The organism is Streptococcus fermentans (genome assembly GCF_040888305.1).
GTDB classification, from domain to species: Bacteria; Bacillota; Bacilli; order Lactobacillales; family Streptococcaceae; genus Streptococcus; species Streptococcus fermentans.
The window spans coordinates 12,728-26,111 of sequence record NZ_JBFNFG010000011.1; the positions used below are offsets into that span (position 1 = coordinate 12,728).

A 13,384-nucleotide genomic window follows, 5' to 3' on the forward strand; every position below is an offset into this window, starting at 1 on the left:
ATCGAAAAATTCGGTATAATAGTCAAAGATGGTCAAGGTTCAAAGAAAGAGGTGACGTTCTATGAGATTTAAAAATACATCAGACCATATAGAGGCCTATATCAAGGCGATTTTGGAGCAGTCGGGTATGGTTGAATTGCAACGAAGCCAATTAGCGGATACCTTTCAAGTCGTGCCTAGCCAGATTAATTATGTGATTAAGACTCGATTTACTGAAAGCAGAGGTTATTTAGTTGAAAGTAAGCGGGGAGGTGGCGGTTATATTCGCATTGGTCGGATTGAATTCTCAAACCACCATGAAATGCTCCGCGATTTACTGTATTCGGTAGGTGAAGAAGTTAGCCTAGCTATCTTTGAAGATGTTTTAAGACTCTTGTTTGAGCAGGATTTGGTGACTCGTCAGGAGATGAATCTATTATTAGCAATGGCGACAGACCGAGTTTTAGGCGATGATGCCAATCTTATCCGTGCCAATATGCTCCGTCAGTTATTACAAGAGGTAGATAGAAAAGGAAAATAGAACTAAATGAAATATTCAAAAGCATTGAGAGAATGTATAGAAAGTGCCTTTCTGGTCGCCAGTCATTTTGGGGCAGAATACCTAGAGTCATGGCACCTATTGATTGCTATGGCCAATCATGGTTACAGTGTGGCTGGGGCGACTTTAAACGAATTTCCATATGAGATTGATCGTCTGGAGGAAGTTGCTGTAGAGCTGACTGAAACAAAGTATAGCGATAAGGAACATTATCAGGAGCTGCCTTTTTCACACCGGTTGAAGGTATTGTTCTTGGAAGCAGAGCACGTTGCTTCTGTCGTACATGCCAAGGTATTGGGAACAGAGCATGTTCTTTATGCTATCTTACATGATGGTAATGCCTTAGCTACTCGCATTTTAGAAAAAGCGGGATTTTCTTACGAAGATCAGAAGGATCAGGTCAAGATTGCTGGACTTCGTCGAAGTCTTGAAGCGCGTGCTGGTTGGACTAGAGAAGATTTGAAGGCCCTTCGCCAGCGTCATCGTACGGTAGCGGATAAGCAAAATTCCATGGCTAATATGATGGGTATGCCTCAGACACCAAGTGGAGGTTTGGAAGATTATACGCATGACCTTACGGAGCAAGCTCGTTCGGGTAAATTGGAACCAGTCATCGGGCGCGACCAAGAAATCTCTCGTATGATTCAAATCTTGAGCCGTAAGACAAAAAATAATCCAGTCCTAGTTGGAGATGCAGGTGTCGGTAAAACAGCTCTAGCACTTGGTCTTGCGCAACGTATTGCCAACGGGGATGTACCTGATGAAATGGCTAAGATGCGAGTTTTAGAACTTGATTTGATGAATGTGGTTGCGGGAACTCGTTTCCGTGGTGACTTTGAAGAACGTATGAACAATATCATCAAAGATATTGAGGAAGATGGAAAGGTCATCCTATTTATCGATGAGCTTCATACTATTATGGGGTCAGGAAGTGGGATTGATTCGACCTTGGATGCAGCCAATATCTTGAAACCTGCCTTGGCACGTGGAACTCTGAGAACTGTCGGTGCGACCACTCAGGAAGAGTATCAAAAGCACATCGAAAAAGACGCAGCCCTTTCTCGTCGCTTTGCAAAAGTGATGATTGAGGAGCCAAGTTTAGCAGATAGTATGGCTATTTTGCAGGGTTTGAAGGCAACTTATGAGAAACATCACCATGTTCAAATTACAGATGATGCAGTAGAAACAGCTGTCAAAATGGCTCATCGTTATTTAACTAGCCGTCACTTGCCAGACTCAGCCATTGATCTACTGGACGAAGCAGCTGCAACAGTGCAAAATAAATCGAAACACGCTAAACAAGATGAGTCAGGTTTATCTCCAGCTGACAAGGCCTTGATGGATGGTAAATGGAAGCAAGCTGCTCAACTCATTGCAAAAGAGCAGGAAGTTCCAGTCTATAAAGATTTGGTGACAGAATCAGACATTTTGACCACCTTGAGTCGCTTGTCAGGTATTCCAGTTCAAAAATTGACTCAAACAGATGCCAAGAAGTATCTCAATCTTGAAGCTGAACTGCATAAACGTGTTATCGGACAGGAACAAGCTGTATCTAGTATCAGTCGTGCCATTCGCCGTAATCAATCGGGTATTCGCAATAACAAACGTCCAATTGGATCCTTTATGTTCCTTGGACCTACAGGTGTTGGTAAGACCGAGTTGGCCAAGGCCTTGGCGGAAGTTCTCTTTGATGATGAGTCTGCTCTTATCCGCTTTGATATGAGTGAATACATGGAGAAATTTGCAGCCAGTCGTCTCAATGGAGCTCCTCCAGGTTATGTAGGCTACGAAGAAGGTGGAGAGTTGACCGAGAAGGTTCGTAACAAACCGTACTCAGTACTTCTCTTTGACGAGGTAGAAAAGGCTCATCCAGACATCTTTAATGTTCTCTTGCAGGTCTTGGATGATGGTGTCTTGACAGACAGTAAGGGTCGCAAGGTTGACTTCTCCAATACCATCATCATCATGACATCAAACCTTGGTGCGACAGCTCTTCGTGACGACAAGACAGTCGGCTTTGGAGCTAAGGACATTCGTTTTGACCAAGAAAATATGGAAAAACGGATGTTTGAGGAGCTGAAAAAGGCTTATCGTCCAGAGTTTATCAACCGTATTGATGAGAAGGTAGTCTTCCATAGCTTGTCAAGTCAAGATATGCAAGAAGTAGTTAAGATTATGGTCAAACCATTGATTGCAAGCCTAACAGAAAAAGGAATTGACTTGAAACTTCAAGCATCAGCCCTTAAACTCCTAGCTCAGCAAGGCTATGATCCAGAGATGGGGGCTCGTCCACTACGCAGAACTTTGCAAACGGAAGTAGAAGACAAACTAGCAGAACTTCTCCTTAAAGGTGAATTGGAAGCTGGTAAGACTCTGAAGATTGGTGTCAAAGCTGGTCAATTAAAATTTGAGATTGTTTAAAATTGTGAGGTTGGAACAGATTGTTTCAGCCTCTTTTTTTGGAAAGTTGTTACTCAAATAAGTATTTGAATTGTGCATTTAGTTTAAGGAGTTCAAAAACGAATTTCTACTGATTCAGTTTTGTATATCAAGTAAAAAATCTTATAATTAAGAAATGTTTTTATAAAAAACAATAAAAAAGTCTTGACAAACAGAACAAGATAGAGTATGATATAAAATATAAAAAGTTATAAAAAGGTTGAAAAGACATGAAAAAACAGATAGCAGTGGTTTTTGGAACCTTTGCTCCCTTGCATCAGGGGCATATTGATTTAATCCAAAGAGCAAAACGTCAATGTGATGCTGTATGGGTGATAGTTTCAGGTTATAAGGGAGATCGTGGTGAACAGGTTGGACTTACACTACAAAAGAGGTTTCGCTATATTCGTGAAGCATTTCGAGATGATGAGTTGACCTCTGTTTGTAAACTTGATGAAACTAATATCCCTCGCTATCCAATGGGCTGGCAGGAGTGGTTGGATCAGATGTTGCAGGCAGTTTCCTATGACCAGACTGGTGAGGAACTAATCTTTTTTGTAGGAGAGTCCGAATACCAACAAGAATTGTCAGAACGTGGTTTCGAGACTGTTCTACAGGAAAGAAAATTTGGAATTTCGGCTACTATGATTCGAGAAAATCCAAGCAAATATTGGAAATATATCGCTCAACCTTTCCGCCGTCAGTTTACGAAAAAAGTGTTGATTATGGGAAGTGCTAGTAATGGTAAAACAACTCTAGCCAAGGATTTAGCTCGCTTTTATGATGCGCCAGTCAGTCTGGAGTATGCTCGTGAGTATCAGATAAAAAATAATGTTCGAGATGATGAGCTTACCCCAAAAGATTATTATTACCTTCTTTTGGGGCAATATGACCAAACTTCCAAGTTAATCGATAGCAATGCCAATCGAGGCCTAGTCATTGCAGATACAAACTCTTTGGTAACTAAGGGCTACTACGATTACTACATGGAAAGCGAAGAGCAGGAGGACTTATCCGGAGAGACCTTTGATAATCTCTTTGTTTCCATCTTAGCCAAGGAAAAGTGGGATTTAATCCTCTTTGTGCAACCTGTTGGCTCTTATGTCAATGATGGTTTTCGCGACATGACCATGGCAGAAGACCATATCCGTCATAGTTTTTCTCAGCATTTGGATATGATGAGGGAGCAATATCTTGCCAATATCCCTCATGTTTATCTAGCGGATGACTATCTAGGAAATTATGAAGCAGCAAAAGTGGCTATTGATGCCATTTACCAAGCAGATTAGGAGAAGAAAATGAAAAAAATAACTGAAAAAATCACACGATTTATTGAAAACTTTAAAAATGTTCACGCAGAAGCTCGTAAAATTGGTTTTGCAGGAGTTATGCGTTTGCTTTGGAAAGACCTCTTTGTGGGCCGTAGTCTTTTCCAGTGGCTCTATTTGATTGTTTTATCGAGTGTTCCTCTTATTCTGGAGTTTACACAAAATACAGAAAGTCATGACTGGATTGGTCTCTTGGCTTCTTGGACAGGGATTGTCTGCGTTATCTTAGTAGCTGAAGGTCGAGCTAGTAACTACCTTTTTGGTGCTATTAACTCTGCAATCTATTTGGTCCTAGCTATGAATGCTACTTTCTACGGTGAAGTTTTGACAACAGTTTATTTCTTTGTCATGCAGCCTATTGGTCTCTATACTTGGTTGTCTAATCGGATCAATGAACAAGGAAGACCAGAGGAGTCTCACTTTGAAGCTAAGAAACTTAGCCTGATTGATTGGCTCAAGTACTTGGCTTTGACAGCTCTCATCTGGATTGGCATGGGTTTGGCTTACCAAAGTATCCATAGCGCTCGCCCATTCCGTGATAGTGTAACTGATGCGACCAATGGTGTTGGTCAGCTCTTGATGACACGTCTTTACCGTGAGCAATGGATTTTCTGGATTGCAACCAATCTCTTTAGTATTTACCTCTGGTGGGGTGAAAACATCCATATCCAAGGGATGTACTGGGTCTACACCATCAATAGTCTAGTCGGTTGGTACCAATGGACTAAGGCCGTCAAGGAGGGATAAGATGACTGAAACGATAATCCCGGCTGGAATGACAGAGAGAGAATATTTTGAGATTCATGCGACTGAGAAGGAATTTTTAGACTGGTACTGCAAACAGGATCTTCCTCAGTATGAAAAACCGAGCGTGACGGTGGATATGGTAGCTTATTGCTTTGTGGAAGGAAAAATCAAACTCTTGCTAATTCGTCGCAAGGCCCATCCTTATCAAAACTGTTTGGCTTTGGTCGGTGGTTTTATGGATAAGAGCGAAGATGCAAGACATGCTTGTCAGCGTGAAGTGAGAGAGGAGGTCAACCTCGACCTTCCTTTGGAAAAAATCGAACAGTTGATGACAGTATCTACTCCAGGTCGTGATCCGCGGGGCTGGACGGTTACTATCGCCCATTTGGTGTATCTACCTAGCCGCGCACTTGATCTCGTTCAAGCTGGAGATGATGCCAAGGATGTGGTTTTTGTCGATGTCGATTTTCAGACGGGCAAGTGCTTCCTAGAGGGACTAGAGCTGGGGGAGCAAGCCTTCGCCTTTGACCATTATGCCATTATCCAAGAGTCTATTAAACGAATTCAAGGACGTCTTGACTGGAATCCGACCTTTCTCTATCTGCTAGAGGAGGAATTCACTGTCTATGAAGGAACCGAATTAGTCAATCTCATCAACCCAGGACGACCAATCGTCAGCAATAACTTTCTCGTAAAATACGGTGAGTATGTAGAAGAAGTTGGGCTCAAACGAGTGCCTAAAAAGAAACCAAGAAAAACCTATCGATTGAAATAAAAAGCTTGGGGATAGAAATCGATAGACCAAGTCTCGGTTTCCTAGTCTTGGTCTTGGGATGTTTCAATAAGTCCGATGACTGGTTGAGCTTGAGAATAGAGAAAATACAGTTTGTGTCAAAAGTCAATTCAGCCATCGTGTCAAAGACTCATTAGTCATAAAAAATCGAGGTCGGGATTTTTCCCGACCTCTTTTTTGATACTATTTGATAGCTTTACTAATTAAGGATGTTTATCTGTCTTTGAATTACTCATGATTCGAATGAATAAATCTTTGTATTTATATTTTAAATAGGTTTCGTGTAAATACAATAAAGCTACATAGACAATCATGAAAATGGCAGTTAGGTAGAACAAATCAAATGTTGTTTGAGCGTAATGAGTAGCTACCCCATAAGAAACGAAAGCATCTAAAATCACCCAAGGAAGATACTTGTAATATTTGCTTAACATAAGTCTACACCTCCAATATCCTATTTCAATTTTATTATATCCCTTCAAGAAAAAAATGCAAGCGATTACAAGTATAAAATATAGTATTCTCATAGGAAAAATTTTCCTGTTTTTTTAATTCTTTACGAATAAAAGATATAGGAGGGATAAGGAAATAAATGTACTAAAAAATAATTCTAAAAAATTTTAGATAAATAGTTGACAGATTCAAAAGCAAACATTACAATAATGTTACAAAAATATTTCTTAACATTTCAAAAATGTTACAAAAGGAGCATAAAATGAAAAATAAAACTTCTATCAAATTAATGGCTGCAACTGTACTCGCTTCAACATTACTATTGGGGGCTTGTGGCAATAAGAAAGAGAATACTACAAGTGATAGTTCTAGCAAGATAACACAAGCATCTTCTAGTTCTAAGGCAAGTTCTTCAAGTAAAGAGAACAAGACTCAGAAGTCCTCAAGTTCAGCTTCAACAGAAAAAGCTAAATCATCATCTTCTGATCAGTCAACGACTACTGCTAACCAATCGCAAGCAACACCAGCACCAGAAACAAAACAAAATCAAGAACCTTCTGCTAAGCAAACCCCTTCTCAAGCCCCATCCAATCAACAAGGAACACAAGCGAAATCGAATCAGTCAGCTTATGATCCAGCAACTGATCGCAAACTCCAAGACAAGCAGGCAGAACATAACAAACGTTATAAAGGTGTCTTGACTATGGTGGACAAAGATTTTTCGGCTGCGGCTGGAAATTGGAAGGGTGCTAATGGTGAAACTATCACTGTTTCATCAGGTGGTCAATTTACAGTAGAATCTGCTGATGGCAAGAAAGAAAACTACTCTATTCAAAGCTATTCTTATACCCTTGATGATGGGAAATACAATGCTGAAGTAGGTGGTGGAAAAGTCATCCAAATTACAACAGGTGCAGATGGTACTGTTTCAAGTGTTACTTTGATTAAGCCATAGACTTCAGTACTGAAATAATTTGTTTAAAAATAGTTTAGTTGATGAGTACCTACAGCATTTGAAGTTGATAAGACGTCATAAATGAACTTCAGAGATGAGACGAACTTAGGAGTATATGTAATCATATCTGCCTGAACTGACCGTTTTTCACTTAGTTTCTTTCAGAGAAAGTGGTATAATGAAAAAATCAAAGGGAAACGAGTGATGAATCAATGCCAGATAAATTAATTTTACCTCAAAACACACGACTCATGGGAGTGTTCCTTGGCTTTATCGGTGGTTCTTTGGATGTATTCTGTCACATCCAGTACCATAGTTTGGTGGCAACGCAGACAGGGAACATTCTCCTACTGATATCAGATTGGCACGATTCACATGTCATCAATACCATGTTGCGATTCTGCTCGATTATATTCTTTTCCCTAGGCTTTCTTTTTGCCTTACACATGAAAGAATATCGCACAACAGCCTATTGGCGAGTTAAGATGCTGCTTCCCTTATTTATCGGGACCCTTGTTCTGCCCTTCTTTTCCCGCTTTCCTCTATTAGAAGTTCCTTTTATTGCTTTTGGAACTGGAATGATGATGCTAACATTTACGGGTAGTTTGATTGAAGATCATCCCTATGTCATTTTTATGACGTCTGGAAATTACCGAAAAATGTTGACTGCTTTGTATCACATCGTTAGAGGAGAAGGAGATGTTCAAGAATATCGTCGTCAAGCCTTGAATTATGGCATTGTTGTAGGGAGTTTCGTAGTGGGGGCCATTAGCTTGGCTGTATCTATGCATTTTTTCCATGAATGGTCTATTTGGATTGTCAGCTTTAATTTGTTGTTGATTATGGCATACTATATTGCTAGAGTGAAGCAGCTAGATTTGCAAGATGAAAATATATAAAAAACGGCAGATCTCAATTTGAGATTTGCCAATTTTTATACGTTTATGCTTTTTCTAACTGTAAGAGAGCTTCAATTTCTGCAAGTGTGCTTGCCTGTGAGATAGCTCCACGGAGTTTGGCTGCACCTGATGTTCCACGGAGATAGTGAGGAGCGAGGCCACGGAATTCACGGACCGCAACCTTTTCTCCCTTGAGATCAATCAAGCGTTTTAAGTGCTCATAGGCAATTTTCATCTTGTCTTCAAAGGTTAAATCAGGCAGGATTTCTCCAGTTTCAAAGTAATGATTGATTTGATTGAAGAGGTAAGGATTTCCCATGGCTGCGCGTCCAATCATAACGGCGTCGGCACCGACTTCCTCGATGCGTTGTTTAGCTTCTTGAACCGTACAGATGTCTCCGTTAGCGATAAATGGAATCTTGGTCAGAGCTTGTGCAACCTTATGAAGAGTCTCAAGGTCTGCATGACCTGTATACATTTGTTCACGTGTACGGCCGTGCATAGCGAGGGCAGAGACACCTGCGGCTTCGGCAGCTAGGGCATTCTCAACTGCTAGGGATGGGTCAGACCAGCCCGTACGCATTTTGACAGTGAGGGGGATATCAAGGACAGATTGGACCTTGTTGATGATAGAGTAAATCTTATCTGGGTCCTTGAGCCACATAGCCCCAGCTTCGTTTTTCACGATTTTGTTAACTGGACAGCCCATGTTGATATCGACGATATCGGTCTTGGTGTTTTCTTGGATGAATTCTGCTGCGCGTGCTAGGCTGTCTTCATCGCTACCAAAAAGTTGGATAGAGACTGGGTTTTCGCCTTCATCGATATGAAGCATGTGAAGAGTTTTTTCGTTGTTGTATTGGATTCCCTTGTCAGAGACCATTTCCATGACAACGAGTCCAGCTCCAAGCTCTTTTGCAATGGTACGGAAGGCAGAGTTGGTTACTCCCGCCATGGGTGCTAAAACGGTACGATTGGGAATCTCAACATTGCCAATCATAAAAGGTGTATTAAGATTTGTCACGAATGAGTTCCTCCAGGTCGTTTTCATCAAAGTTGTAAGTAGTTTGGCAGAATTGACAAGTGATTTCTGCCCCGTGGTCTTCCTCTTTCATTTCCTGTAAGTCTGAGCTTGGAAGGCTAGCAAGAGACTTCATAAAGCGTTCATGGCTACAGTCACATTGGAAACGGATTTCTTCTTCAGACAGACGTTTGTATGGTTCGTCTCCGTAGATAGCCTTGAGAAGGGCTTCGATATGGTCGTCGCTTTCTAGAAGAGTCGAAATAGCTGGCATCTCTTGGATACGTTTTTCAAAGCGAGCAATCTCTTCTTCCTTGGCTCCTGGCAAGACTTGAACGAGAAAACCACCTGCAACTTTGACCTTGTCGTCTTCATCCAAAAGGACATTGAGGCCGACTGCAGAAGGGGTCTGTTGACTTTCTGTTAGGTAGAAAGCTAGATCTTCACCGATTTCTCCCGAGATGAGGGGAGTCATAGAGTTGTAAGGATTTCCAGTGCCGTAGTCTGTGATAACGAGGAATTGACCATTTCCGACAAAAGGCCCGACTAGGACTTCGCCAGTTGCAGTCTTTTTGATGTCGACACCAGGATTTTGAACGTAGCCTTTGACATTCCCCTTGGTATCAGCGACGGTGATAATGGCCCCTAGAGAGCTAGTTCCCAGCACCTTAACTGTTAGTTTGGTATTTCCTTTTTCATTGGCTGCGAGAATCTGGCTAGCAATGAGGGTACGGCCGAGTGCCACAGTTGAGCTAGCTTGGGTTTGATGTTTCTCTTGAGCAGTGCGGACGGTTTCAGTGCTGTCTAGAACAAAAGCACGAAAAGATCCACTTTCTGATATTGTTTTTATAATTTTATCCATAACTACTATTTTAGCATAAAAATGCCCAAAGGGGGAGTGGGGTGTTTGCTAGTTCTGAGGATTATTCTGGCATTTTTTATATTATGTTCCGCTTGAAGAAGAAAAGGAAAGGGATAACAAAAGTATTTAGGAGACTTGATGGAAAAAGCTGAGTCAAGTTAATTTTCTACTCTTGGATTTTATTTATTTTGTGAATAATTTTGTCTCGTTATTGGGATTTAGTGGTAAGAGTCATTTATTTTTTATTTTAGGAAATTGGATAATAGAAGTATATAGTTTTTAAATTATGATATAATTAATAAAGTTAATTATCCTTGATAATATGATAGGGGCTAATCCTAAAATGACAAATCAGGAGATGAGAAAAAGAGAAAAGGAGTCCATCTGGTATGAATTATTTTGAGGGGAATGAGTTTTTCCTTCTATTGTTTGTGGTTTTACTGATTGGCTTTGTTTTAAACTATTTTGGCAAGCGTAAGGATTATTATATTTTAAGTCTGTCAATTTTATTTGCAGGAGCCATCTATGGTAAGAGTAAATCCATGGTTGTTTATCTATTGGCTTTCATTATCTACCAATATGTCCTAGTTTTCATAGCACAAAGAATGGATTCAAAACGGTTAAAACCTCTAGTTATGTTATCCATTTTACCTTTAGTGGTCAATAAAGTCTTTGCCATAACCCAGCTACATTTGTTGGCTTTTATTGGGATTTCCTACATGTCCTTTAAGACCATTCAGATTATGCTAGAAATATCGGATGGTTTAATCAAAGAAAAAATCAGTGTAAAAGATTATCTGCAGTTTCTACTCTTTTTCCCTACAGTTAGTTCTGGGCCAATCGATCGTAGCAGAAGATTTCTAAAAGAGATCAATGAAGTCATGCCTAGAAAAGACTACCTAGAGTTAGCAGGAGATGGTATTTATCGCATCGTTTTAGGCCTTCTCTACAAGGTTGTTTTATCAACCTATGTTTACCAGATACTACTTGCTCTAAGCAATACTGGTACAGTTGTCTACTCAATCAAATATATGTACCTGTATACTCTTTATCTGTTTTTTGACTTTGCGGGGTATAGTTTGATGGCTGTTGGAAGCAGTAATGTTTTGGGTATTCAGACACCGATGAATTTCAATAAACCTTTCTTGAGTATTGATATCAAGGATTTCTGGACTAGATGGCACATCACCTTGTCAACATGGTTGAGAGATTTCGTATTTTCAAGAGTTTTGATGCAGGTTATCAGAAAGAAATGGTTTAAGAATAGATTACACAATGCAGCCTATGCCTATATGGTCAATATGTTGGTTATGGGATTTTGGCATGGAATTAGTGTCAGCTACATCGCTTATGGTTTTTACCATGGAATCTTGATGTCTGGATTTGAAATTTATCAAAAGAAAAGCACTTTTTATAAGAAACATAAAAATAAAACTTGGTACAAGCTAATAAGTTGGTTTGTGACCATGAATTTAGTTATGGTTGGTTTCTTTATCTTTTCAGGTGAACCTTATAAGATAATTATGGCAATTCTAAGTAGATAAATAGATCTGCTAAAACAAGGAGATTGGACAAAACAAGATGATTAAGTTAAAAGCATTTTTACTATCGCTTGTGCTCGTAATTGCGACTCTTGCTCTTTTAAATGTGACATATATCAAGAAGATTGACGACTATTATAAAGTCAAGGACAATAGTATTCGCTACAGCACTTCTTATGAAAAGTATAAAAGTAGAGATATTCTAACAAATAATATCTCTCCCAATACACTAGTTCTAATGGGTTCCTCAGAGTTAGTTGCGACGATAAATGAAGATTACCATCCCAATAAAATTTTTAACTACAATGATTTTAATATTATGCAGATAGGAACCAGTTACTCTCAAAATATCATTCAAGCTACAACCTTGAGCTCGATTGAGGGGGCTATGAGTAAGCGAAAAGTAGCCATCGTAGAGTCTGTTCAATGGTTCGAAAAGGATGGGACTCATCAAGACGCCTTCTTAAACAAGGCCTCTCAGGAACATATTTTTCATATGCTAGATAACGAGAAAATCAGTAAGGAAACGAAAGAAAAACTGATTAATCGCATTATTGAGATTACCAAAGGAAACAAACAACAAAATGATATCTATAAAAAGTATAAAAGCTATCTTATAGAAGGAAAAGGAACAATCATTGATAAAAAACTGTTGGAACTTGACAATGCCGTATATTCCTTTAAGCTTAAACGAAAATTCTATGAAAATCATGCCAAATCAGACTATCCTGTACTAGGAGATAAAACGCCGGATTATGATTGGGAGGAGATGACGAAGAAGTTTGTAGAAGAAGTTAAAAAGAAAACAGATAACAATGATTATGCTGTGGATAATAACTACTACAATACCTATTTGAGAGACCGCTATGCTTCGTTGAAAGATTCTAACAAAGACTTGAGCTACATAGAGTCACCAGAGTATTCAGATATGGAACTCTTCTTGACAGTTGCTAAGGAATTGGGAATTGAAGTTGAAGTCATTATCTTTCCTGTAAATGGTAAATGGAATGATTACACAGGTGTTTCACGAGAAATGCGTGAAGAAACTTACAAAAAAATAGAAAATATTGCCAAAAATCACGGTGCTACGGTGTTAAACTATGGAAATAAAGAGTATGAAGATTACTTTTTATTTGATGTGATGCACGTTGGGGTGAAAGGATGGATGGAAGTTGAAAAAGAACTTTACAAATTTGCAAATGAAACTAACTGACACACATCGTTTACTATTGTGGACCTTGTTTTTCTACACAGTTATTTTAAGCATCGTAATCTACTGTTTTGTGACTGATTTTTCGAACATTCAAGATTTTATCTATAGTGAATTTTAAGATTACATATTATAAAAATCTCTAGATAAAGGGAATTCTACCGATAAAGTGAGACATAAGATAAGGCTCTATAATATGTATAGTGGGGAAGTCCTCTATAGGTAGTATAGAGCTTACTTTGTTGTAGCTCCCGATATAATCTATACTGGAAAGCATTAAAGCTATCATTAGAAGGTATCATATGGAACAATTTAATGATGTTGAAATGTAGTGGAAATGGACGGAAAACAATTGAAAAAATAGTTTATAAAGTGGTATAATAGCAGAAAAATAAGTTAGTAAGAAATTGATTTTATTTTAGTTGAAAATTACAGGAATGAAAGGTTTTTCTTGATGAAACAGAGAAATGAACTCTATCTCTTTCTTGGTCGGACAGCCTTGTATTTTATCATTTTCTTGGGCCTACTTTACTTTTTTAGTTATCTCGGTCAGGTTCAAGGTAGCTTTATCTATAATGAATTTTAACTTAAAGGAGAA

Annotated in this window: 13 protein-coding genes; 10 read left to right on the forward strand and 3 right to left on the reverse strand. The window is 39.1% G+C overall.

The features are described from left to right. The first annotated feature begins 61 nt into the window (after positions 1 to 61). The 5 genes from AB2B50_RS08870 (at position 62) to AB2B50_RS08890 (ending at position 5,827) form a co-directional block, all read left to right on the forward strand. Positions 62 to 520: a CtsR family transcriptional regulator gene (locus AB2B50_RS08870; protein ID WP_001211286.1), complete on the forward strand. Its 459-nt coding sequence runs from the start codon at positions 62 to 64 to the stop codon at positions 518 to 520. 6 nt (positions 521 to 526) lie between these two features. Beyond that, entirely contained in the window at positions 527 to 2,959 is a 2,433-nt protein-coding gene (locus AB2B50_RS08875; RefSeq protein WP_320693082.1) for an ATP-dependent Clp protease ATP-binding subunit, read from the forward strand. A 248-nt stretch (positions 2,960 to 3,207) separates the two neighbouring features. Beyond that, complete coding sequence (locus AB2B50_RS08880) at positions 3,208 to 4,266, forward strand: AAA family ATPase (RefSeq protein ID WP_320693081.1); 1,059 nt, start codon at positions 3,208 to 3,210, stop codon at positions 4,264 to 4,266. 9 nt (positions 4,267 to 4,275) lie between these two features. Further along, the gene (gene pnuC / locus AB2B50_RS08885; protein WP_320693080.1) at positions 4,276 to 5,052 is read left to right on the forward strand and encodes a nicotinamide riboside transporter PnuC; all 777 of its coding nucleotides are present in this window, start codon (positions 4,276 to 4,278) and stop codon (positions 5,050 to 5,052) included. 1 nt (position 5,053) lies between these two features. Further along, entirely contained in the window at positions 5,054 to 5,827 is a 774-nt protein-coding gene (locus AB2B50_RS08890) for an NUDIX domain-containing protein (RefSeq protein ID WP_049503793.1), read from the forward strand. Between the two features lie 221 nt (positions 5,828 to 6,048). Here AB2B50_RS08890 and AB2B50_RS08895 read toward each other — a convergent pair whose 3' ends face one another. Beyond that, positions 6,049 to 6,279, reverse strand: coding sequence for a hypothetical protein (locus AB2B50_RS08895; protein ID WP_320693079.1), 231 nt, complete (start codon positions 6,277 to 6,279; stop codon positions 6,049 to 6,051). 281 nt (positions 6,280 to 6,560) lie between these two features. Between AB2B50_RS08895 and AB2B50_RS08900 the strand changes: the two genes are divergently transcribed. Both AB2B50_RS08900 and AB2B50_RS08905 read left to right on the forward strand, forming a co-directional pair. Then, entirely contained in the window at positions 6,561 to 7,253 is a 693-nt protein-coding gene (locus AB2B50_RS08900) for a hypothetical protein (RefSeq protein ID WP_320693078.1), read from the forward strand. A gap of 212 nt (positions 7,254 to 7,465) precedes the next feature. After that, positions 7,466 to 8,152, forward strand: a complete 687-nt coding sequence (locus AB2B50_RS08905; protein ID WP_320693077.1) for a YoaK family protein — start codon at positions 7,466 to 7,468, stop codon at positions 8,150 to 8,152. 43 nt (positions 8,153 to 8,195) lie between these two features. Here the strand turns inward: AB2B50_RS08905 and dusB are convergent, their stop codons facing one another. Both dusB and hslO read right to left on the reverse strand, forming a co-directional pair. Further along, complete coding sequence (dusB, locus tag AB2B50_RS08910; RefSeq protein WP_320693076.1) at positions 8,196 to 9,176, reverse strand: tRNA dihydrouridine synthase DusB; 981 nt, start codon at positions 9,174 to 9,176, stop codon at positions 8,196 to 8,198. Next, positions 9,163 to 10,035, reverse strand: coding sequence for an Hsp33 family molecular chaperone HslO (gene hslO / locus AB2B50_RS08915; RefSeq protein WP_320693075.1), 873 nt, complete (start codon positions 10,033 to 10,035; stop codon positions 9,163 to 9,165). Before hslO ends, dusB begins: the two co-directional genes overlap by 14 nt. 389 nt (positions 10,036 to 10,424) lie before the next feature. On the opposite strand from hslO, the gene dltB reads away from it, so the two are divergent. The 3 genes from dltB (at position 10,425) to AB2B50_RS08930 (ending at position 13,372) form a co-directional block, all read left to right on the forward strand. Continuing rightward, a complete protein-coding gene (gene dltB, locus AB2B50_RS08920; RefSeq protein WP_320693074.1) occupies positions 10,425 to 11,579 on the forward strand; it encodes a D-alanyl-lipoteichoic acid biosynthesis protein DltB in 1,155 nt (384 codons plus the stop codon). 37 nt (positions 11,580 to 11,616) lie between these two features. Next, on the forward strand, positions 11,617 to 12,789 hold the full coding sequence (dltD, locus tag AB2B50_RS08925; RefSeq protein ID WP_320693073.1) for a D-alanyl-lipoteichoic acid biosynthesis protein DltD: 1,173 nt from the start codon (positions 11,617 to 11,619) through the stop codon (positions 12,787 to 12,789). A 451-nt stretch (positions 12,790 to 13,240) separates the two neighbouring features. Beyond that, positions 13,241 to 13,372: a teichoic acid D-Ala incorporation-associated protein DltX gene (locus AB2B50_RS08930; RefSeq protein WP_004254020.1), complete on the forward strand. Its 132-nt coding sequence runs from the start codon at positions 13,241 to 13,243 to the stop codon at positions 13,370 to 13,372. Positions 13,373 to 13,384 lie beyond the last annotated feature (12 nt).

Coding starts and splice junctions, on each gene's coding strand:
- AB2B50_RS08870 (WP_001211286.1), top strand. CDS start 62: ATGAGATTTAAAAATACATCAGACCATATAGAGGCCTATATCAAGGCG.
- AB2B50_RS08875 (WP_320693082.1), top strand. CDS start 527: ATGAAATATTCAAAAGCATTGAGAGAATGTATAGAAAGTGCCTTTCTG.
- AB2B50_RS08880 (WP_320693081.1), top strand. CDS start 3,208: ATGAAAAAACAGATAGCAGTGGTTTTTGGAACCTTTGCTCCCTTGCAT.
- pnuC (WP_320693080.1), top strand. CDS start 4,276: ATGAAAAAAATAACTGAAAAAATCACACGATTTATTGAAAACTTTAAA.
- AB2B50_RS08890 (WP_049503793.1), top strand. CDS start 5,054: ATGACTGAAACGATAATCCCGGCTGGAATGACAGAGAGAGAATATTTT.
- AB2B50_RS08895 (WP_320693079.1), bottom strand. CDS start 6,279: ATGTTAAGCAAATATTACAAGTATCTTCCTTGGGTGATTTTAGATGCT.
- AB2B50_RS08900 (WP_320693078.1), top strand. CDS start 6,561: ATGAAAAATAAAACTTCTATCAAATTAATGGCTGCAACTGTACTCGCT.
- AB2B50_RS08905 (WP_320693077.1), top strand. CDS start 7,466: ATGCCAGATAAATTAATTTTACCTCAAAACACACGACTCATGGGAGTG.
- hslO (WP_320693075.1), bottom strand. CDS start 10,035: ATGGATAAAATTATAAAAACAATATCAGAAAGTGGATCTTTTCGTGCT.
- dltB (WP_320693074.1), top strand. CDS start 10,425: ATGAATTATTTTGAGGGGAATGAGTTTTTCCTTCTATTGTTTGTGGTT.
- dltD (WP_320693073.1), top strand. CDS start 11,617: ATGATTAAGTTAAAAGCATTTTTACTATCGCTTGTGCTCGTAATTGCG.
- AB2B50_RS08930 (WP_004254020.1), top strand. CDS start 13,241: ATGAAACAGAGAAATGAACTCTATCTCTTTCTTGGTCGGACAGCCTTG.